A 21,239-nucleotide genomic window follows, 5' to 3' on the forward strand; every position below is an offset into this window, starting at 1 on the left:
TCGCGGCATTTGTTATCCTAGGCGGCGGGAGACCAACCATCTCCCGCCGCTGGGTATCACTTCAAAATCAAGAGGAGACAACACATGGCAGCTATCACTGCAGCTCTGATCAAGCAGGTGCGTGAAGAAACCGGCGCCGGCATGATGGATGTGAAGAAGGCTCTTACCGAAGCCGAAGGCGATGTCGCCCGCGCCAAGGAAATCATCCGTGCCAAGGGCATCGCGGCCGCGGGTAAGCGTGAAGGCCGCAAGGCCCAGGAAGGCACCATCGCTTCCAAGGTCGTCAAGACCGCGGACGGTGAGGTCGGCTACGCCGTTGAGATTAATTCCGAAACCGATTTCGTGGCGAAGACCCCGAAGTTCGTCGAGTTCGCCGAGTCTGTGCTCGAAGCGGCTATCGCCGCCGACGCGAACACGGTGGACGACGTGCTTGCTGCGAAGACAGCGGATGGCGATGTCAAGCTGGACATCGAGCAGGCAGCCGCGCTGTTCGGCGAGCATGTCAAGGTCGGTCAGTTCGCCAAGATCGCCGGCCCGCATGTCGAGATCTACGCGCACCGCAAGTCCGCCGAGATGCCGCCGTCCATCGTGGCCCTGATCGCCACGGACGAGGCAGGCGAGAAGGTCGCTCACGAGGCTGCGCTGCAGATTTCCGCAATGAGCCCTCGTTGGCTCACCCGTGAGGACGTCGATCCGACCGTGCTCGAGTCCGAGCGCCGTATTGCGACCGAGAAGACCTCAGACGAACTCGCAGCCAAGGGCAAGCCGCAGGCCGTCATCGACAAGATCGCCCCGAAGATCGTCGAAGGCCGTCTCAACGCCTTCTACAAGGAAGCTGTGCTGCTGGACCAGGATTACGTCAAGGATCCTTCCAAGACCGTCGGCAAGCTCTTCGACGAAGCAGGCGCTAAGGCTATCGCGTTCGCCCGCATCGAAGTCGGCAAGGGTGATGAAGAGGCCTGAGTCCTCTCAACCATCCGTCCCGAGCATCATCTGATGCCCGGATGCTGAATCGAACCCGCCGTGTACCACAGCCATGTGGCACGCACGGCGGGTTTTCCATATCACATCTGATATCTGTCCGCCAAAGCTTGCCATACACATGTCTGTCGTTCATCGACGCTAGAGTGGATAGGCGGCAATGATAAGACGGCACAGAAAGGCCCAAATATGACTGGCACGGATAAGCCACGCAGGGTGTTGCTCAAGCTTTCAGGCGAAGCGTTCGGCGGGGGAGCGGTCGGCATCGACACCAAGGTGGTGCGTCGTATCGCCCAGGAAATCGTTCCCGCAGTGCGTCAGGGCGTGCAGGTGGCCATCGTCACCGGCGGCGGCAATTTCTTCCGTGGCGCCGAACTTCAGCAAGCCGGCATCGACCGCAGCCGTGGCGACTACATGGGTATGCTTGGCACGGTGATGAACTGCCTCGCGCTTCAGGATTTCCTTGAGCAGGAAGGCCAGGCCACTCGCGTGCAGACGGCGATCACCATGGGGCAAGTGGCAGAGCCATACATTCCGCTCAAAGCCATCAGGCATCTGGAAAAAGGCCGCGTGGTGATTTTCGGCGCAGGCGCGGGTATGCCGTACTTCTCCACCGACACGGTGTCCATCCAGCGGTCCTTGGAAATCCATTGCGACGAGGTGCTGATGGGCAAGAACGGCGTGGACGGCGTATACACCGCCGATCCGCGTAAGGTCGAGAATGCCAAGCGTTTCGCGACACTCAGCTACAATCGCGCCCTCGTCGACAACCTCGCGGTGATGGACGCTTCCGCACTGTCCATGGCACGCGACAACCGCAAGCCGATTCGCGTGTTCGGGCTCGAAGAACCGGGGAACGTGACCAAAGCCCTGCTCGGCGAGCAACTCGGCACGCTCGTGTCGACCGCACAATCGACACTCGTCGATTGAACATGTATCGTCATGTGCCGATTCGACGTCATATGACGATACAATGAAGAACAACCAGTCGTTCAACCAGGAACCCGCCAAAGGAGATAGCATGGCCACAGTCATCGAACAAGCCAAGGAACAGATGGGCAAGTCCGTCGAAGCCACCAAAGAGAACTTCACCGGTATCCGTACCGGCCGCGCGAACCCGGCGCTGCTCAACGGCCTGACCGTCGAGTATTACGGGGTACCAACGCCTATCAAGGCCGTCGCCACCATCGGTGTTCCGGAGCCTCGCACCTTGGCGGTCACCCCTTACGATGCTTCCCAAGCCAACGCCGTCGAGAAAGCGATCCGCGATTCCGATCTCGGTGTGAGCCCGCGCCGTGAAGGCAGCGTGATTTACGCCACCATGCCCGAGCTGACCGAGGAGCGCCGCAAGGAGTATGTGAAGATTGCCAAGGCCAAGGCCGAAGACGGCAAGGTCGCGGTGCGCAACATCCGTCGTAAGGCCAAGGAAACCATCGACAAGTCCGTCAAAGACGGCGACATGGGCGAGGACGACGGCGACCGCCAGCTCAAAGAGCTCGACAAAATCACCAAGCAGTTCACGGACGAACTTGACTCTCTGCTTGAAACCAAGCAGAAGGAGATCATGGAGGTCTGAGGACCTATGAAATGGCGGGCCTCGATCATACCGTGCATGCGTATGTCGAGGCCCGTTTTCCGATGGTAGGCCGATAAGGGACGATGATGGACAAGCATTTAGAGCATGACGGCAACGCTGACGAAACGATAGAGGAAATCAACAAGAAAACGGGGCGCAATATGCCCCAGGCGATCGCCACGGCCGTCGTGCTGATCGCCATCATCATCGCATGCCTGGCGATCAGCATGGATGTGTTCATGGTGCTGCTCGTCGTGTTCATGATGCTCGCCCTGTGGGAGTTGCGGGTCGATTTCGCCATCGCCGGCATGCATATCCCCGTGGTGATGCTCTGGATCTGTTCAACCATCACGCTGCTGGCGGCCTACTATTCGCCTTGGCATGTTTCAGCGATGGCGGTGTGCATTATGCTGTCCATTGTGCTCGTCGCCCTGAGCGCGACCGCGAATTTCAGCTTCGGCGATCGCCTGAGCATGGAAGTCGAGCGGAAACTTGCGCAGACGAACGCAGGCGCGCGGCTTGAATCCTCATTCAACCACGCTTCGGCAACCGGTCAGCACAGCCGTCTGACCAGTGTGGCGGTCTCCATATTCGCCGTGCTCTACATCCCGCTAATCGCCTCGTTCATCGCGCTGTCGCTGACGTTCCATGGGCATGCCTTCGCGCATGCCATCATGATCGTGTTCCTGCCCGCGTTGAGCGATACCGGCGGTCTGTTCGCCGGAGCCTGGTTCGGCAAGCACAAGCTTTCCCCACGCATTTCGCCGAAGAAATCCGTGGAAGGGCTGCTCGGCTCCATTCTGTTCGCCATGGCAGGCGCCTTCGCCATCTTCGCATGCACATACCCGTCCCTGTGGGCTTCTCGCTGGTGGGTGCCGATTGTCATGGGCATTCTTATGGGTATCGTGGGCACGTTCGGGGACCTGTGCGCATCGATGCTCAAACGTGATATCGGCATCAAGGATATGGGGCATCTGCTCAAGGGCCATGGCGGGGTGATGGATCGCGTCGATTCCATCCTGCTCACCGCCCCGTTCATGATGGCACTGCTCTACGTTACGGGTTTGTGATCCGCCCGCCGCAGCATCAGCCATGTCGGCCAGCACCGGCCATGATCACCACCGCATAACGGTATCCAGACAGACCGTCAAACAAGCAGACAGGAGCATGAATTGACCACGCACGATGACGGCAACCTCACCACACAGCAGGCCCCGGAAACCGGCATCACGCCCGGAGGCACCACCGGCGCTTTCAAAGATGTGCTCGCCAAGGACCATGCCCGCCGTGGCAAGCCGCCAATCCACCTCGTAGACATGAACGCCGCTGAGCGTGAGCAAGCGGCGAAGGCAATCGGCATGCCCAAATTCCGCGTCAAGCAACTCGCAAACCACTATTTCGCACATTACGATACCGATGTTGCAAGCTTCACGGATTTTCCATCGAAACTCAGCGCGACCGCACAAGAGGCGTTCTTCCCTGAACTCATCCACGAGGTCACCCATCAGAGCGCCGATGACGGCACAACCATCAAAACCCTCTGGCGTCTGTTCGACGGAGCCATGATTGAATCCGTGCTGATGCGGTATCCCAGCAGAACCACCCTGTGCATCTCCAGCCAGGTCGGCTGCGGCATGGGTTGCCCCTTCTGCGCCACAGGTCAGCTCGGTCTGACGCGCAACATGTCAACCGGCGAGATCCTTGAGCAGGTTCGCATCGCCGCGAAAACGGCTCGCGACGGTGGAATCGCCGGCGGGCCGTGCAGACTGAGCAATGTCGTGTTCATGGGTATGGGCGAGCCCATGGGCAATTACCGTTCCGTCATCAGCGCGGTACGACAGATCAGCGCGATGCCGCCGGAAGGTTTCGGCATCTCGGCGCGCAATATCACCGTCTCCACGGTCGGCGTCGTACCAGGCATCCGCAAACTCGCCCAAGAGGGGCTGCCCGTGCGCCTCGCAGTATCTCTGCACGCCCCCAGCGATGCGCTGCGCGACGAACTCGTGCCCATGAATCGCAGATTCAACACCACCCAGGTGCTTGATGCTGCCCACGACTACTACCTGGCGACCAAACGCCGGGTCAGCATCGAGTATGCGCTGATGCGCGGCATCAACGATCAGGCGGAACATGCACGGCTGCTCGCGAAGCGGCTCAACCACTATGGTGATGATTGGGCGCATGTCAATCCCATTCCGTTGAACCCGATCGAGGGGTCGAAGTGGACCGCGTCGAAACCGGAAGATGAGCGTCAGTTCCTTGATATCCTGCACCGTGCAGGTATCACCGCCACGTTGCGCGATACTCGAGGACAGGATATCGACGGGGCATGCGGGCAACTTTCGGCGAAATACCGCAAGACCGCTTGACAAGCAAGCAAAATCCGGTTCCACGCCCACTAGGTGAGACGGACCGCGGATTTGCTCTAGGGCAACAGCTATGGTGTGACGTGTAGGCAAGCTTCACCCTCACACAAGGAGTCGCACATGGCATTAGCGGTTCGCGTTATTCCGTGCCTCGACGTCGACGCAGGTCGTGTGGTCAAGGGTGTACATTTCGAGAACCTCCGCGATGCCGGCGATCCTGTCGAGCTTGCGGCGGAGTATTATCGCCAAGGCGCAGATGAGCTTACCTTCCTTGATGTCACCGCTTCCACGGGGCATCGCCGCACCATGTTTGATGTCGTCAACAGGACGGCACAACAATTGTTCATTCCGCTCACCGTCGGTGGGGGAGTCCGCTCCGTTGACGATGTCGACCAGTTGCTGCGGTGCGGTGCAGACAAAGTCAGCGTGAACACCGCCGCCATCAACAATCCGACGTTGATCAGCGATATTTCCCAGCGTTTTGGCTGCCAGGTCTTGGTGCTTTCAGTCGATGCTCGTCGTGAACGCGGCGAGCAGCATACCCAGTCAGGCTTCGAAGTGACGACCATGGGCGGTCGGCATTCAACCGGTATCGACGCGCTCTGGTGGGCCCGCCGGGCCCAGGAACTTGGAGCAGGCGAAGTACTGCTGAACTCGATGGATGCTGATGGAACCGAAAACGGATTCGATCTTGAGATGATCCGTGCAATGCGTTCGCAAGTCACCATACCGATCATCGCCAGCGGCGGTGCGGGCAAGGCGGAGGATTTCCCTCCGGCGATCGCGGCAGGTGCCGACGCCGTCCTCGCAGCGTCAGTCTTCCATTATGGGAAGATGACCATCGGCGAGGTCAAGGCCGAGCTGCGCAAAGCCGGCTATACGGTTCGCTGACCCACTTCGGCATCACGGCATTCATCGTGGACATGCGGGCACATCAAAGTCATGGCCGCGCACCCTGCAGCCAGATATGGCCCCGATCATGTCCTCATGGTTCGCAGACCCCGCTTTCCGCACCGGCGGACGGGTCATCCCCACGCCGATGCTTGGCACTCAGGACATCCCAACAACAAGCAGACAAACAGGGAGCGACAACCCATGGCATCGAATGGCAATAATCCACAGCCGCAATACGATAACAGCACCGTACTCGACCCAAGGATCGCCTCAAGGCTCAAACGTGACGACAAAGGACTCGTCGCTGCGGTCATCCAACAGTACGACACCCATGATGTGCTGATGGTCGGCTATATGAACGATGAAGCCCTCCGGCGCACACTTACCACCGGGCGAGTGACCTTCTGGTCAAGATCGCGACAGGAATACTGGCGCAAGGGAGACACGTCGGGTCATGTCCAGTATGTCAAGGGATTGAGCCTCGACTGTGACGGCGATGCAATCCTCGTCGAGGTCGATCAGGTCGGAGCGGCATGCCATACCGGCAAGCGGTCATGCTTCGAGGAGGGCGGTCCGTTGCCGGTGGTGGTCGGATATCGCACAAAGGAACAGGAGCAGCAATGAGCACGTGCAGTGTGAGCAACCTCAGATGGGGCGAAACCTGGCCGGACCGTCGTCAATTCCACGAACTGGCTGATCAAGGGTACCGAGTCATCCCCATCGTACGCAGACTGCTCGCCGATTCGCTGACGCCTGTGGGATTCTACGAGCGGCTTGCGGAAGGCAAAAGCGGTACGTTTATCCTCGAATCCGCAGAATACGGCGGATCTTGGAGCCGTTACAGCTTCATCGGCGTACATTCCATGGCACAGCTGCGTTCCGACCATGGCAAAGCCAACTGGCTCGGCACTGTTCCCAAAGGCATCCCCACGAGCGGCGATGTCGCTGACGTCGCTCACGCCACCCTGCGAGCGCTCAAAGCGCCCAATGTCGAAGGATTGCCGAATCTGACCAGCGGACTGGTCGGCACGGTCGGGTGGGATGCCATCAGGCACTGGGAACCCACACTCAGCGCGAATGCACCCGATGAAACCGGGCAGCCGGAAACGGTTCTGGCTCTCGCCACCGATATCGCCGTCGTCGACCATGTCAACGGATCGGTATGGCTGATCGCAAACGCCGTGAATATGGATGATTCCCCCGCGAGAGCCGATCTTGCATACGATCGCGCTGTCGAACGTCTTGACACCATGGAACGCAAGGCAGCCACCCCGGCGGAGGGCGAATCCCGTGTCAATATCCTCGACCCGAGCGTTCCCAAGCCACAGCTGAGGTTCCGCACCCCTAAAGAGCAGTATGAGCGTGCGGTCGAACGGGCCAAGCAGCACATCATCGACGGGGATGTGTTCCAAGTCGTGATTTCGCAACGTCTTGACATTGATTCACCCGCCGATCCGATCGATGTCTACCGTGTATTGCGCACACTCAATCCAAGCCCGTACATGTATTTCTTCGCTTTGACGGACGCACAGGGCAGGGACTTCAATGTCATCGGCTCCAGTCCGGAAACGCTCATCAAAGTGGACAACGGCCATGCGATGACCTTCCCGATCGCCGGGTCTCGTCCACGCGGGGCCACCCCGGAGGAAGACGCGCGTCTGGAACAGGAGCTGCTGGCTGATCCGAAGGAACGCAGCGAGCACATCATGCTGGTCGATCTGTCACGCAACGATTTGAGCCGCGTATGCGTCCCGGACAGTGTGGAAGTCGTCTCCCTGATGGATATCAAACGCTTCAGCCACATCATGCATATCTGCTCGACGGTCACCGGTACCGTCAGCCCGGATAAAACCGTATTCGACGTGTTCACCTCGGCATTCCCGGCAGGCACACTCTCAGGAGCGCCAAAGCCCAAAGCCATCGATATCATCGACCAGCTGGAACCCGCAGACCGCGGCATTTACGGTGGAACCGCGGGATATTTCGATTTCAGCGGCAACATGGATATGGCGATTACCATCCGTACGGCGTTCATCCGCGACCATCAGGCCTCGGTGCAGGCGGGAGCCGGCATCGTACTGGATTCCGTACCCGCCAATGAATGGCAGGAGACGCGCAACAAAGCCGAGGCGAGTGTCGAGGCGATCCAGATCGCCGCACAATTGCGCTCCCTTCAACCCGAGGATCCACACCATGCGGAGGCATGACCGCCGGTTCGCAGCCGGCCGCACCCATACGCCGGCATTCGAGAATCCGTATGAAACTGCACGACAATACCGGTAGTTTTGTCGGTACAACTTTTGGAGGAACAATGTCAGTACTTGACGAGCTCGTGGCGGGAGCCACGGAAGACATGCATATACGAGCGCAACAGACACCGCTCGACGAGCTGAAGCGAATCGCAGCGGCACAGACGCCGGCGCTCGATGCGACGCAGTGGCTCAAACGCGCGAACGCGATCCCGGTGATTGCGGAAATCAAACGCGCTTCGCCGTCGAAGGGCCATCTTGCTGATATCCCCGATCCTGCAGCGCTCGCACGCGAATACGAAGCCGGGGGAGCCAGCGCCATCTCCGTCCTGACCGAGGGGCGTCGTTTCCTTGGCAGTCTTGATGATCTCGACCGTGTTCGTTCAGCGGTGCATATTCCGGTCTTGCGTAAGGATTTCATCACCGATGCCTACCAGATTTGGGAGGCCAGGGCGCATGGAGCCGATCTGGTGCTGCTGATTGTCGCGGCGCTTGATGACGATCGTCTCGCCCAGTTGCTCGCTCTGACCCATGAGCTGGGGATGACGGCGCTGGTCGAAACCCATACGCGTGAGGAAATCGACCGTGCGCGTCAAGCAGGGGCGAAGGTCATCGGCATCAATGCCCGCAATCTCAAGAATCTTCAGGTGGATGTCAGCAAGTACACGGAACTTGCCGGCAATTTGCCTGACAGCGTGATCAAAGTCGCGGAATCCGGCGTGTTCGGCAGTGTCGAACTTGAGGATTACGCGCGGGCCGGCGCCGATGCGGTGCTGGTCGGTGAAGGTGTCGCAACCGCTGACGACCATACCGCGGCGGTGCGTAGGCTGATACAGACAGGAGAACGCGTGAAAGCCTCAGAATCCACACCATTGTCACAGCATCAGGGCCCGTACTTCGGTAAGTACGGCGGCCGATTCGTTCCGGAGGCGTTGATCGGAGCGTTGGACGAGCTTGAGCGCGTCTACAACGAAGCGAAAGCGGATCCGTCGTTCCAAGCAGAGCTCAAACGGCTCAACGAACAGTATGTCGGCCGCCCCTCCAAACTCACCGAGGCGCCGCGTTTCGCAGAGCGGCTGAACGACAAAACCGGTTTGAACGCCCGCGTTTTCCTGAAGCGTGAGGATCTCAACCACACCGGAGCCCATAAGATCAACAACGCGCTGGGACAGGCCCTTCTGGTCAAGCGTATGGGCAAGACGCGCGTGATCGCCGAGACCGGCGCCGGCCAGCATGGTGTCGCGACCGCCACGGTCTGCGCATTGCTCGGCCTCAAATGCCGCATCTACATGGGGCAGATCGATGCCCGGCGTCAGGCGTTGAACGTCGCCCGTATGCGGCTGCTGGGCGCTGAAGTCGTCGAAGTGACGCAAGGCTCGCGTATTCTCAAGGACGCGATCAACGAGGCGCTGCGCGATTGGGTGACCAACGTGGAGACGACCCATTACCTGCTCGGTACGGTCTGCGGTCCGCACCCGTTCCCGAGCATCGTGCGTGACTTCCAGAAGATCATCGGCGAAGAAGCCAAGGAGCAGCTCAAGGATATCTACGGCATCGATCATCCTGATGCGATTTGCGCCTGCGTCGGCGGCGGTTCCAACGCCATCGGCATCATGAACGCCTTCCTCGACGATTCCCGTGTCAATCTGTACGGTTTCGAAGCCGGCGGGCATGGCATCGAATCAGGCGAGCATGCTGTGCGTCTGACCCCGGGTGCCGCCGAACTCGGTCTGTTCCAAGGCGCTGAATCCTATCTGCTTGAAGATTCTGAAGGCCAGACGAAGAACACGTATTCGATTTCTGCGGGACTTGATTATGCGTCCGTCGGCCCTGAGCACGCGTGGCTCAAGGATATCGGCCGTGTGCAGTACTCGTATGCGACCGATGATGAGGCGATGAGCGCCTTCAAGGACCTGTGCGAGACCGAAGGCATCATCCCTGCCATCGAAAGCTCCCACGCCGTGGCAGGCGCGTACAAGGCGGCTGCCGATCTCAAAGCGAAGGGATATACCGATCCGGTGATTGTGATCAATATCTCCGGACGCGGAGACAAGGACGTGGCCACCGCAGGCAAATGGTTCGGCTATCTGACCGACGAACAAAGCAAAGCGCTGGAAGCAAACGGCGCACACGGCACAAGCGTAGATGGAGAGTGACAATGACCAACCCCGTAGCAACCCCTTCAGGACAGCCTCTTGGCATCAGCCACAAGCCCAGCAAGACGCGTGCGCTGTTCGATGCCTTCAAGCAGCGCAATGAGCCCGCATTCATCGGGTACCTGCCGTATGGTTTTCCGGATCCTGAATACTCACTCAAGGCATTCGACACGATGGTGCGCCATGGCGTCAACGCTGTGGAAATCGGTTTGCCGTATTCCGACCCGGTGATGGATGGTCCGGTCATCCAGGCGGCGTCGAAGATCGCCATCGACAACGGTGAACGCATTGCCGATGTATTCAAAGCGGTGGAGACGGTGGCGAATGCGGGTGGCGTTCCGCTGATTATGAGCTATTGGAATCTCATTTTCCATTACGGCGTCGAACGGTTCGCAACCGATTTCGAGAATGCCGGCGGCGCCGGTATCATCACGCCTGATTTGATTCCCGACGAGGCAGGCGAGTGGATTGAGGCGTCTGATCGTCACGGTCTGGACCGCATCTTCCTGGTGTCTCCTGACACCTCTGATGAGCGGTTGCGCATCGTCGCGGCGAATGCACGCGGCTTCGTATATGCCGCTTCAAGGATGGGCGTCACCGGCGAACGTGAGACCATGTCCGCGTCCCCTGAGCGTCTGGTCGCCCGTACACGCGAGGCCGGTGCGCAGAATGTCTGCGTTGGCATCGGTGTGTCCACCCCTGAGCAGGGTGCGAACGTCGGAAGGTACGCGGATGGTGTGATCGTCGGCTCGGCACTGGTGCATACCCTGCTTGACGATTCCGCACGTAAGCCGAAGCCGCAGGATGAAGGTCTTGCCGCTCTGGCCGCCAAGACCGAAGAACTCGCGGAAGGCATCCACGGCGCAAGACGCTGAGGCGTTCCGGCTCGCCGTCCAGGCCAGTACAAGGCCCTGTCATCAGCATATGGTGGCAGGGCCTTGCCATATTCGCGCCGTCGCGGATGGAGATCGCCGTCCACGTCGACCACTGTATTGCTGTTTTATACTACTGCATAACAGTAAGTTTGTTCTGATGAACAGATGCGCCGGCCGCCCAGATCCAGCCGAAGCATCCGACGCTTCGCCGCGTTATCGCCATCGTCTACTACCATCAAGGAATCATGACACTGGCTTATATCCCGTCCCCGTCGATATCCCAATTCACCATCGGCCCGGTCACCATCCACTGCTATGCGCTGTGCATTCTCGCAGGCATCGTATGCGCGGTATGGATCACCACAAACCGGTGGCGACACGCCGGCGGCACCTTCGACCAAATACTCGACATCACCCTGTGCGCCGTGCCGGCAGGCATCATCGGCGCTCGTGTCTATCACATCATCACCACGCCCGAACGGTTCTTCGGCCCGCATGGCGATTGGGTCGAGATGTTCCGCATCTGGAACGGAGGACTGGGTATCTGGGGAGGCGTCGCCTTCGGCGCCCTGGCAGCCTGGGCATGGTGCCGCCACAAGCACTACCCGATGGCGTTGCTCGCCGATTGTGTAGCCCCCGGTCTTCTGGTCGCGCAAGCGATCGGGCGTCTTGGCAACTGGTTCAATCAGGAGCTGTATGGCGCTCCGACCACACTGCCGTGGGGGTTGAAGCTCAATACATCCGGCACGGCGATCGGCAGCACGGAGCAATGCTACGACGGCTCGACCTGCCCGACAGGCACACTGTTCCACCCGACCTTCCTCTACGAGATGATCTGGAATCTTATCGGAGCCGCGCTCATCGTGTGGATCGGCCATAAGGCGTATACGACCCTGAAATGCGGATCGCTCTTCGCCATGTACGTCATGTGGTACACCGCCGGGCGCACATGGATCGAATCGTTGCGCATCGATTTCGCCCATGAGTTCCTCGGCGTGAGAATCAACGTGTGGGTTTCGATGGTGGTATTCGTCCTCGGTGCCATCGCGTTCGTCATCCTGCAACGGCGTGGAAAAGACAACGCACTGCTTGCGGAACGCCTGAGAACCCAGACCGAGCTCGAAGCCAGCGCGATCCGAGCATGAGCAATCGGGGATGGCATGCCGCGTCCACCTTCCGGTTCCCGGTTCGTCATCGTCAGCCGTATTCCATAGAATGGGTACTATGAGTATTCAAATCGCACCAAGCATCCTGTCCGCCGATTTTTGCAATCTCGAGCGTGACCTCAAAGCGATCAGCAATGCCGATCTCGTCCACGTCGATGTGATGGATCACCATTTTGTGCCGAATCTCACGCTCGGCGAACCGATCGTCAAGCGTATCTGCGAGGTCACGGACCTTCCGGTCGATGTGCATCTGATGATCGAGGACCCGGATCGCTGGGCTCCGGAGTATGCGAAACTCGGCGCGGCGTCCGTCAGCTTCCATATGGGAGCCACTCATGCACCGGTGCGTCTTGCCCGCCAGCTGCGGGACATGGGCTGCAAGGCCTGCTTCGCCGTTCGCCCCGCCGAGCCGGTCGAGCCGATTTTCGATATTCTCGACGAATTCGACATGGTGCTGATCATGACCGTCGAACCTGGCTTCGGCGGGCAGAAGTTCCTCGACAACCAGATGGGCAAGGTGCGCCGTCTGCGCGATGAGATCACCCGCCGCGGTCTGGACACCCATATACAGGTCGACGGGGGAGTCAGCCCCAAGACCGCGCACATCGTCGCCGATGCCGGTGCCGACGTGCTGGTCGCAGGCTCCGCCGTATACGGCGCAGAGGATCCCGCCGCCGCAATCGAGGCGATCCGAGACAAGGCCCAGGCGGCATACCGGGCGTAACCGGTCATATTTGCGTGGCATAACAGACAATACAGGGAGACAAACAAGTGAAGACCTTCGAATCACTGTTCAAGGAGCTCAGCGAGAAAGCCCAGACCCGTCCTGCAGGGTCGCTCACCGTCGGAGAGCTTGACAAGGGCGCACATTTCATCGGCAAGAAAATCGTCGAAGAAGCCGGCGAAACATGGATTGCGGCGGAATATGAGGGCGCAGAGCGCACCGCTGAGGAAATGAGCCAGCTGATCTACCATCTGCAGGTCATGATGATCGACCGTGGCATCACGCTGGAAGATATCTACAAGAACCTGTGAGTGTCCTGTCTGAGGGAAGCTCAGCGTATAGGGAGGAAAACCATGTTAAGGATTGCCGTGCCGAACAAAGGCATGCTGTCGGAACCGGCTTGGAACATGCTCGCGGAGGCGGGGTATCGTCTGCGCAGCAACTCACGGCAGCTGGTTGTCGAAGATCCTGATAACGACATCGAACTGTTCTATCTTCGCCCGTTGGACATCGCCGTGTATGTCGGCCGCGGAACCATTGACGTCGGCATCACCGGTCGCGACCTGCTGCTGAATTCAGGCACCGAAGCCGTGGAACATATGCCGCTCGGATTCGGCGCTTCCACCTTCAGGTTCGCAGCCCCTGCGGATTCGGCCATCAACCGTCTCGAAGACATCGACGGCAAGCGTGTCGCCAGCTCCTATGACAAATTGGTGGATGATTATCTCAAAGCACGTGGAATCCACGCCGATATCATCCATCTTGACGGCGCCGTCGAATCCTCCGTGCAACTGGGCGTCGCCGACCTGATCGCCGATGTCGTATCCACGGGAACGACCCTGCGCAATGCCGGTCTGAGGGTATTCGCAGACCCGATCCTGCAGTCGGAAGCCATTCTCATCCGCTCCCCACGCGTTGCGGACGACGACGAGCGCCTGACCATCCTGGGCCGTCGCCTCCAAGGCGTGTTGACCGCCCAACGGTACGTGCTCATGGACTATGACATCCCGGTTTCGAAGGTCGCTGCCGCCGTCGAGGTCACGCCTGGCTTCGAAAGCCCGACCATCTCGCCGCTGCATGACAAGCAGTGGTCTGCGGTGCGTGTGATGGTGCCGCGCGAGAAGGTCAACCAGTTGATGGATCGGCTCTATGAGGTCGGTGCTCGCGGTATCATCGTCACCGCGCTCCAGGCGTCACGTATCTGAATTCCCCGGTGTATATGACTGGTACGCACACGCATTCCACTACGTCGAGAGAACAGTACAGCCCCGAGGCACGTGACGTGATTTTCACCGTGCCCAATGGCATCAGCGTCCTAAGGATCATATCGATTCCGGTGATCGCCGTCTTGGTTTCCAAGCACGAGATGGTCGTCGCGCTGATTGTCATCGCCTTGTCGGCTATGTCTGACGGTCTTGACGGGGTGATCGCGAGGAAGTTCAACCAAGTGAGCAAGCTTGGACAGATTCTCGACCCCATCGCCGACCGACTGCTGATTTTCTGCAGCATCCTCGCACTCGGCATCGCGCACGTCATTCCATGGTGGGTGCTGATCGTGGTCGGCTTACGCGATCTGCTCATGGGCGTTCTCATCGTCATGCTGGCCCAACACGGATATGGACCGCTGCCGGTTCATTTCGTGGGCAAAACCGGCACGGCGCTGCTGATGACGGCGATTGTGTTGCTGATTTTCGCCGATATCTGGCGCAATCCAGCGACACTGACACTGCATCTGATCGCCCTGGCGATATGCATCTGGGGTATCGCATTGTACTGGCTCGCGGGCGTTATTTACGCGCATCAGGGTCTGGAACTGATTCGTAACGACAACGGACAGTGACCACCATGGCAGATGCACTGCACGAAGCGTCCAAGGCGCCGGACTCCATTCCTGTACCGAAGGAGACGGCGCCTGTGCGCACGCGTGCGGTATTTTCCGCATCTGCGTCTTCATTAGGCGCTCACCACGCGGCGTCTGCACCAGATATGCCCATCACACCGAGACGTCGGCGCCCCCAGCTGGAGGATGATTCGCTTCGTCTGATCGACGATTTGACGAACCGCCCGATGGATCCGATGTTCATTGATTCACGACTGGACAAACGCCCGAAATCGGCATTGCACATCTGGCTGACACGCGTCATCGTATTCATCATCTGCATCGCCGTAGGTTTCTCCGGCAGTATCATCGTGCAGATTCTGCATACCGATCCCCGAAAGGAGATACGTAGCAGTCTGGCCAAAGAGCTCACGCAGCAGACCAAACACCTCAACACGCTGAACAGCGATGTCTCATCGTTGCGTGTGAAGGTCGAAAACCAGTCCAAGAAACTGGCCAACACCACCAAAGACAGCACACTGACATACGACGAGATGGCGAACGGCACCATTCCGGTGACCGGCCCGGGCATTACATTGACCATCGCGAATCCTATCGCAGCAAACAGCGATACCAACTCCGGATCGTTGCCGCGTGAGAGCAGTTCGAATATCCGTGTCGTCACCGACGCCGATTTGCAGGTATTCATCCAAATCCTGTGGCAGGCGGGCGCGGAAGCCATCGCGATCAACGGCTATCGTCTGGGCGTGCAGACATCGGTGCGCACCGCAGGGCAAACGATTCTCGTGGGTGTCAATCAGGTACAGAATCCCTATAAAATCCAAGCAATAGGGGATAGGAACGCATTGGCGGCCGCTGTGGGGGAGAGCAGTCAGCAATCCTTGTATGCGACGTTGAAAGCGGCGGGAATCTACCCGCAAATCAGTACATCAAAGTCGATTACACTGGAAGCGGCGAACTCAAGTGATATCAGCTACGCGGAAAGGGCGGACTAATGGCTGCAGTATTGGGGCTGATCATTGGCGTGGTCATCGGTATCTTCGTGAAACCCGATATACCGGTGGTATTGCAGCCGTATCTGCCGATTATGGTCGTTGCGGCGCTTGATGCGTTGCTCGGCGCCGCTCGGGCGTATTTCGAGCGCACCTTCTCCGATAAGGTGTTTGTGATTTCGTTCATTTCCAACGTGCTGACGGCCACGCTGCTCGTCTTGTTGGGCAACCAGCTCGGTGTCGGTTCTCAGCTCCAGACCGCTGTCATCGTCGTCCTCGGTATCCGGATCTTCTCCAACGTGTCCGCGATACGCCGGTTCGTTTTCAAGGCATAACCGATATGAGTCATAAGAAGGAGCCGCAGGATCTGCTCAGCCGCGTCCATCGTCAGCGTGTCGCGGACAGCGCGAACGACCATACCGAGACGGGATCGTTCCCCGTCGTGCGGAAGAAACCAAAGCGTTCGCTACAAGCGAACGCGGCACGGACCCGGTTCATGACCAGTCTGCTCGTCCTGCTGTTGTGCGCGCTGCTCGGATTCAGCTACGCCATCCAGTTGAACAACACCACATCGATGTACGAGACGATGAGCGAGGACGAACTCACCAGACTCATCACCGAGACCAGTTCCCAAGTCCAGAATCTCGAACAGCGCAAAAGCGAACTGACCGCCCAGCTCACCGCACTGCAACAAGCAGCGGATAAGCAGGCAGAAGCGGAACGCATCGCCAAGCAGAACGAAGAGACCAGCGGCCTGCTCTCAGGTCGCTTGGCGGCACAGGGCAAAGGCGTGGTCATCACCATCAGCAAGGGGTCAAAAGAACGCATCGACGCCGCGACCATGTTCGAACTGATCGAAGAGCTTCGTAACGCAGGCGCGGAAGTCATGGCAATAAACTCCGTGAGAATCGTGACATCGACCTATTTCGCCGACACGAAAACAGGATTGATATGCGACGGCACGACATTGACCACTCCATACACCGTCAAGGCCATCGGCGACCCGCAGAACCTGCAGAATGCCGTGAATATCGCCGGGGGAGTCGGCTCCAGACTCAGTGTGAAATACGGTGCGAAAGTCAAAGTCACCTCATCAGACAAGGTCGAAATCAACGAGATTCGCAACGTTCCCCAATATCAATACGCAAAGACTGTAGAATAGCAAGTATGACTGATCCGATTCCAAGCGCAGGCGAAACGACCATCATTGGCATGCCTGCCATCACGATACCCATTACCACGACCGGCGACCGTCCTCTGACCCAGGAGGATCTTGATACCATCACCAAATTGTCGCCCGGAACAGCGCTGCTGATCTCCACTCGAGGCGCTGTATCAGGCTCGCGGTATCTGCTTGACGAGGACGAAGTGACGGTCGGTCGCGACCCGCATGCTGACATCCTGCTCGACGATTCCACCGTCTCGAGGCATCATGCCGTATTCCGCAGGACGCAGGGTTCATTCGAAGTCATCGATGCAGGAAGCCTCAACGGTACGTATGTCAATCGTCAACGTGTCGATCACGCAGTGTTGCACAACGGCGACGAAATCATGATCGGAAAATTCAGGCTTGTGTTCTTCGGGAACACCGGGCAAGCCTGAGACAGGGGGCGTGATCGGCGAAGATTCCTCGATCACGCCTTGTTGTACCCTGTGGTTGGGCTCATGCCGACGCACAGATTCAAGAAAGGCACAGGTGACATGGCCGTCCATCGTGGTACTCGTGCGTCGAACGCTACGATGTCATCTGATGACATCATGATCGTCCAGGGGGAGCTGTTTTCATTTCCTGACGACGACCAGCCGACACGCGGGTATCGGGGGACTGTCGCATCGAAAGTCGCCGGCATCACCTACCGTCAACTGGATTATTGGGCGAGGAAACAAATCGTCGAGCCGTCCATCAAAGCTTCGCATGGATCCGGTTCGCGGCGTCTGTACTCATTCAAGGATGTGCTGATCCTCGCCGTATCGAAACGGCTGCTGGATGCAGGCGTGAACCTGCAGAACGTGACCATTGCGATTGGATATCTCATGCAGAGAAGCACGACGCAATTGGAGCATACGACGATTCTCAGCGACGGCGAGCACGTCCGCGAATGCAGGGACGGGGACAGGATCGGCGATGTGCTGGGCAACGGGACGGCGGTATTCGGCATTTCGGTGACTGCACTGTGGCATGGGATCGAGCAGCGTCTCGAATATGAGCCCCATGTCGATGTGTTCCCCGATGGCACCGTCACCGCTTCGCACATGCCGAGCGGAGGTCCGTTTGAAGAGCTTGCGCAGGCCCGTATGCGCAAGAAACTGGAACTCAGGCATGAAGAACGTAGTGCGTACAACGACATGGGGGACTATGATCCGTTCCTTGTGCATGTATGATCTGCTCGGTTCATGGCACGGCACGCTATTGTTGTTGTTTGATCACCGTTCCGTCGTCGTTCCGTCGTCGTTCCGATATGAGTTGCTGTAAGGAGTCCTGTTCTGATGTCTTTTCTTCCGCTGATGCTCTGGCTGCTCGCCTTGGTGTGCTGCGTCACTGTGATTGTCATGGTGTTGACCATGGATTCGCGGGAATCTCACGCCCACACACAGGATCCGTCGGGCCATTCGATGGATGCTGCGCATGCCGCAGCACTCGACAGCAGGGCATTACACGACACGGCGCCAACAGGTGATGATACCAGTGATACCGACGATACCGGTGATGCCGTTCAGCCGGCCGCTCGTCCGGTCAGCAAGTCCATCATTGCGCTGCATTTTGTCTCGCTGATGCTCGCCATGGCTCCATACGTGGTGGAGGCCGAAGCAGCTGACGGCATCGACAAGACCATGCTGTCCTGGTATGACAGCGTCGAAGGAATCTCCGGGGCGATCCTGATTGTGCTCATCGCCTTGGAGCTGTGGTTCATGTATCGGCAGGCATCGCGCGCGGCGAAATCCGAAGCCACCCGGGTGAAACCGGCAGCTGACAAGAAACCGGATCATATCGAGCAAGCAGGACAGACCGGCACAGCCCAAGAGAACGAGGACACCCGCCGTGCTGTCATGACGGCAAAGGACGATAGCGACCTGGCATAGCAAGACCACGGTAGAGGGGGACTGGGATAGCGCTGGTCAAGCCACCCGGTAATCGCCACACTCGGCTCATAACCGCATGGTCATCCACCAGCCAGGCATGAACAACAGGAGACATATTGCACTGATCGCGTATGCCGATATCATCAACGCGCGTGCGACATCAGGGAAACAACCGCGGTTCCTGAATCGTCTGAACGACCCGCCTACGAAGCAATACAACACCCACAGTTCACCGAACGAGCGGAACAAGGGCAGACTCACGCCAGGGCGTTGCGGTAGCAGGGATGCCACGGTTCCATATGCGGTCCATACGCCAAGCAGGAAGAGCAGGACACTGAAGAAGATCCACCTGCCTCCGTCGTGCATCCGATAATGGATCACGGGTACGGCAATGGCATACACCAGATAACCGGCATCCAATGCCAACGCCATGATTGCCAGCGGAGACCAAACCATATCAACCTCTCAACGCGTCATCCAACATCGTTGTGCTGTGCCGAACCGACCCATGCGGCGAGCATCATCATGGCATATGAGACACATGGTCTGGCGTTGGCACCTGCATTCATGATACGGCGAAGACCGTCATGGTTGGAATTGCATCTGTGTTGCACGGGCTCCGCATAGTTGCATGTGGTGTTGTGAGGTTGTGTTGCGGCGCTGCCTCGGACTGTACGGCGAGCCATACGATTGCGGTTTGGGGAGAGGCGTCATTGTTATTCTGACATAACGTACATTATCGGACAACTGACAGCAGTCGTCTGTTGCACTGAGAACAACGGTTCACGCACCGAATATCCTGATATCCTGTTCCATTCATGCAAATACCGTATTCGCCCGGATGCATAGCTGTCGGCATCCGGGCGAATGTGTGTTCTGTTCGAAATGTTTCCGATCGTGAGATTTCGATCGCGAATTCAACTATTTGCCGGGTTTGAAATAATCTTCTACGGCATCGCGCAGTTCATCGACGTGATCGATGATCCGATACGAACCGTGTTGGGCAAGTTCGCCCGGTTCTGCGTATCCCCATCCGCAACCGAGGCAATCCAGCCCGCAGGCTTTGGCACCCTCGACATCCGTCCAACGGTCGCCGACCATCAGTGCACGATCACCTTGTACAACGTTGAATCCCATATTGTCAAACGCATACCGGATGACCTGGTCCTTGTCGAGCCTGGAATTGTCTTTGCTCGCGCCATACACCGCATCGACCATCTTATCGAGACCGAAATGCTCACAGATCGGCTTGGCCTGATATTCCGGTTTGCACGTCGTGACCGCCAAGACGTACCCATCGGCTCTCAACGCTTGCAATTGTTCAGGAATACCCGGATACACGGTGTTGTACAACTTCCCCGGCACCTTGTTCCCGGGCTGATTCGGATCGTCAAACACCGCCTTGTTGTTGTAGTAATCACGGTAAATCTCAACGGCCTTGGCCAACTGGTCATCCGGGATATGGTTACGCTGCATCGACTCGATGATCGCCGGCCCGATGAACCGGTGAAGTTCAGCCTCGTCGGGAACGGGACGGCCAAGCGCCTCGAACGCCTTGATCACGCATGCGATGATGCCCGGATCAGATTTAGTTAACGTACCATCAAGGTCAAGCAGCACAATGCGCCGCGGCGAATGCAATACGGTCATACGGTCCTCTCTCCGAATGCTCCGAAGCTGACAAAGGAAAACGTTTTCACAACGCCTCTCCCCACTTGGTATTATGCCTTGTATGCCTGACCTTGGCGTGTCAGCGCCAATCTGTGCCGAATACGCGAAGTGCCGTGCCACGGTAGATCTCCATGGCACGGCACTTCAGCACAGACTGTTGACCGTAGACGTCTGACAGGCAAGTCTACAGCAGGCAAGCCGACAGCTTTACTCGTAGTCCGGGATCCACCCGTCACGATGCATCTGCAAGCGTTTCTCCAGCAGTTCCTTAAGTTCGTCTTCGGTACGACGTTCCATCAGCATGTCCCAATGGGTGCGCGTCGGCTTATTGATTTCGTCCGCTTCAGCGTCCGAATCACCCTCACGATGGGCGATCTGACCGCAACGGCATTCCCATTCCTTCGGAATCTCCGCACCTTCGGCGAACGGAACAATCGTACGATGGCCGTTCGGGCACACATACGCGACGTCAGTACGGGCTGCAAAATCCACGTTGTCGTCTGATTCCAGTGATTTGGCTCCGATACTCATACCGCGCAGACTGCGTTCCGCCATGTCGATCCATTCCTCCTAGGTGTTTATCAACTATCCAAATTACCTAACAGCCCGGACTCACCGTATATTCCCCGAACGCGGTGCCTTGCGTGGTCTCAATCATGCAAGGCACC

General features: G+C 58.3%; 24 protein-coding genes. 21 read left to right on the forward strand and 3 right to left on the reverse strand.

The features are described 5' to 3' along the window. Positions 1–84: 84 nt before the first annotated feature. The 21 genes from tsf (at position 85) to DSM100238_RS07685 (ending at position 18,900) form a co-directional block, all read left to right on the forward strand. A complete protein-coding gene (tsf, locus tag DSM100238_RS07585) occupies positions 85–963 on the forward strand; it encodes a translation elongation factor Ts (protein WP_152356063.1) in 879 nt (292 codons plus the stop codon). Between the two features lie 207 nt (positions 964–1,170). Next, positions 1,171–1,911, forward strand: a complete 741-nt coding sequence (pyrH, locus tag DSM100238_RS07590) for a UMP kinase (RefSeq protein WP_152356064.1) — start codon at positions 1,171–1,173, stop codon at positions 1,909–1,911. 91 nt (positions 1,912–2,002) lie between these two features. Next, positions 2,003–2,557 (forward strand): ribosome recycling factor, encoded by a 555-nt coding sequence (frr, locus tag DSM100238_RS07595; RefSeq protein ID WP_152356065.1) that lies wholly within the window; start codon positions 2,003–2,005, stop codon positions 2,555–2,557. Between the two features lie 86 nt (positions 2,558–2,643). Then, positions 2,644–3,627, forward strand: coding sequence for a phosphatidate cytidylyltransferase (locus tag DSM100238_RS07600; protein ID WP_152356066.1), 984 nt, complete (start codon positions 2,644–2,646; stop codon positions 3,625–3,627). A gap of 102 nt (positions 3,628–3,729) precedes the next feature. Continuing rightward, positions 3,730–4,926: a dual-specificity RNA methyltransferase RlmN gene (gene rlmN / locus DSM100238_RS07605; RefSeq protein ID WP_152356067.1), complete on the forward strand. Its 1,197-nt coding sequence runs from the start codon at positions 3,730–3,732 to the stop codon at positions 4,924–4,926. A 117-nt stretch (positions 4,927–5,043) separates the two neighbouring features. Beyond that, entirely contained in the window at positions 5,044–5,814 is a 771-nt protein-coding gene (gene hisF / locus DSM100238_RS07610) for an imidazole glycerol phosphate synthase subunit HisF (RefSeq protein ID WP_152356068.1), read from the forward strand. Positions 5,815–6,018: 204 nt separating this feature from the next. Further along, a complete protein-coding gene (gene hisI / locus DSM100238_RS07615) occupies positions 6,019–6,441 on the forward strand; it encodes a phosphoribosyl-AMP cyclohydrolase (protein ID WP_152356069.1) in 423 nt (140 codons plus the stop codon). Next, on the forward strand, positions 6,438–8,024 hold the full coding sequence (locus tag DSM100238_RS07620; protein WP_152356070.1) for a chorismate-binding protein: 1,587 nt from the start codon (positions 6,438–6,440) through the stop codon (positions 8,022–8,024). Before hisI ends, DSM100238_RS07620 begins: the two co-directional genes overlap by 4 nt. Positions 8,025–8,128: 104 nt before the next feature. Further along, positions 8,129–10,222, forward strand: coding sequence for a tryptophan synthase subunit beta (gene trpB / locus DSM100238_RS07625; protein WP_152356071.1), 2,094 nt, complete (start codon positions 8,129–8,131; stop codon positions 10,220–10,222). Between the two features lie 2 nt (positions 10,223–10,224). Further along, positions 10,225–11,097 (forward strand): tryptophan synthase subunit alpha, encoded by an 873-nt coding sequence (trpA, locus tag DSM100238_RS07630; protein WP_167511104.1) that lies wholly within the window; start codon positions 10,225–10,227, stop codon positions 11,095–11,097. Positions 11,098–11,342: 245 nt separating this feature from the next. Further along, positions 11,343–12,242: a prolipoprotein diacylglyceryl transferase gene (lgt, locus tag DSM100238_RS07635; protein WP_152356073.1), complete on the forward strand. Its 900-nt coding sequence runs from the start codon at positions 11,343–11,345 to the stop codon at positions 12,240–12,242. A 79-nt stretch (positions 12,243–12,321) separates the two neighbouring features. Beyond that, positions 12,322–12,987: a ribulose-phosphate 3-epimerase gene (gene rpe / locus DSM100238_RS07640; protein ID WP_152356074.1), complete on the forward strand. Its 666-nt coding sequence runs from the start codon at positions 12,322–12,324 to the stop codon at positions 12,985–12,987. A 47-nt stretch (positions 12,988–13,034) separates the two neighbouring features. Continuing rightward, positions 13,035–13,298 carry a phosphoribosyl-ATP diphosphatase gene (locus DSM100238_RS07645; protein WP_152356075.1) on the forward strand — a complete coding sequence of 88 codons (264 nt, stop codon included), beginning with the start codon at positions 13,035–13,037 and terminating at the stop codon, positions 13,296–13,298. Positions 13,299–13,340: 42 nt separating this feature from the next. Then, on the forward strand, positions 13,341–14,192 hold the full coding sequence (hisG, locus tag DSM100238_RS07650) for an ATP phosphoribosyltransferase (protein WP_152356076.1): 852 nt from the start codon (positions 13,341–13,343) through the stop codon (positions 14,190–14,192). 14 nt (positions 14,193–14,206) lie between these two features. Beyond that, entirely contained in the window at positions 14,207–14,827 is a 621-nt protein-coding gene (locus DSM100238_RS07655; protein WP_152356077.1) for a CDP-alcohol phosphatidyltransferase family protein, read from the forward strand. Between the two features lie 5 nt (positions 14,828–14,832). Further along, a complete protein-coding gene (locus DSM100238_RS07660; RefSeq protein WP_152356078.1) occupies positions 14,833–15,822 on the forward strand; it encodes a DUF881 domain-containing protein in 990 nt (329 codons plus the stop codon). Next, positions 15,822–16,154 carry a DUF1290 domain-containing protein gene (locus tag DSM100238_RS07665; RefSeq protein WP_015450554.1) on the forward strand — a complete coding sequence of 111 codons (333 nt, stop codon included), beginning with the start codon at positions 15,822–15,824 and terminating at the stop codon, positions 16,152–16,154. The genes DSM100238_RS07660 and DSM100238_RS07665 overlap by 1 nt, the downstream gene beginning before the upstream one ends. A 5-nt stretch (positions 16,155–16,159) precedes the next feature. Continuing rightward, on the forward strand, positions 16,160–16,981 hold the full coding sequence (locus tag DSM100238_RS07670) for a DUF881 domain-containing protein (protein WP_152356079.1): 822 nt from the start codon (positions 16,160–16,162) through the stop codon (positions 16,979–16,981). Positions 16,982–16,986: 5 nt separating this feature from the next. Then, positions 16,987–17,421, forward strand: coding sequence for an FHA domain-containing protein (locus DSM100238_RS07675; RefSeq protein WP_152356080.1), 435 nt, complete (start codon positions 16,987–16,989; stop codon positions 17,419–17,421). Positions 17,422–17,559: 138 nt separating this feature from the next. Further along, a complete protein-coding gene (locus tag DSM100238_RS07680; RefSeq protein WP_152356094.1) occupies positions 17,560–18,201 on the forward strand; it encodes a MerR family transcriptional regulator in 642 nt (213 codons plus the stop codon). A 105-nt stretch (positions 18,202–18,306) separates the two neighbouring features. Then, positions 18,307–18,900 carry a hypothetical protein gene (locus tag DSM100238_RS07685; protein WP_152356081.1) on the forward strand — a complete coding sequence of 198 codons (594 nt, stop codon included), beginning with the start codon at positions 18,307–18,309 and terminating at the stop codon, positions 18,898–18,900. Positions 18,901–18,966: 66 nt separating this feature from the next. Here the strand turns inward: DSM100238_RS07685 and DSM100238_RS07690 are convergent, their stop codons facing one another. The 3 genes from DSM100238_RS07690 to DSM100238_RS07700 all read right to left on the reverse strand — a co-directional run bounded on the left by DSM100238_RS07690 (position 18,967) and on the right by DSM100238_RS07700 (position 21,126). Next, positions 18,967–19,332, reverse strand: coding sequence for a hypothetical protein (locus DSM100238_RS07690; protein WP_152356082.1), 366 nt, complete (start codon positions 19,330–19,332; stop codon positions 18,967–18,969). Positions 19,333–19,821: 489 nt separating this feature from the next. Beyond that, positions 19,822–20,550 (reverse strand): HAD hydrolase-like protein, encoded by a 729-nt coding sequence (locus DSM100238_RS07695; RefSeq protein WP_152356083.1) that lies wholly within the window; start codon positions 20,548–20,550, stop codon positions 19,822–19,824. A gap of 228 nt (positions 20,551–20,778) precedes the next feature. After that, complete coding sequence (locus DSM100238_RS07700) at positions 20,779–21,126, reverse strand: RNA polymerase-binding protein RbpA (RefSeq protein WP_152356084.1); 348 nt, start codon at positions 21,124–21,126, stop codon at positions 20,779–20,781. Positions 21,127–21,239 lie beyond the last annotated feature (113 nt).

It is taken from the genome of Bifidobacterium apri, assembly GCF_009299485.1.
Classification (GTDB): Bacteria; Actinomycetota; Actinomycetes; order Actinomycetales; family Bifidobacteriaceae; genus Bifidobacterium; species Bifidobacterium apri.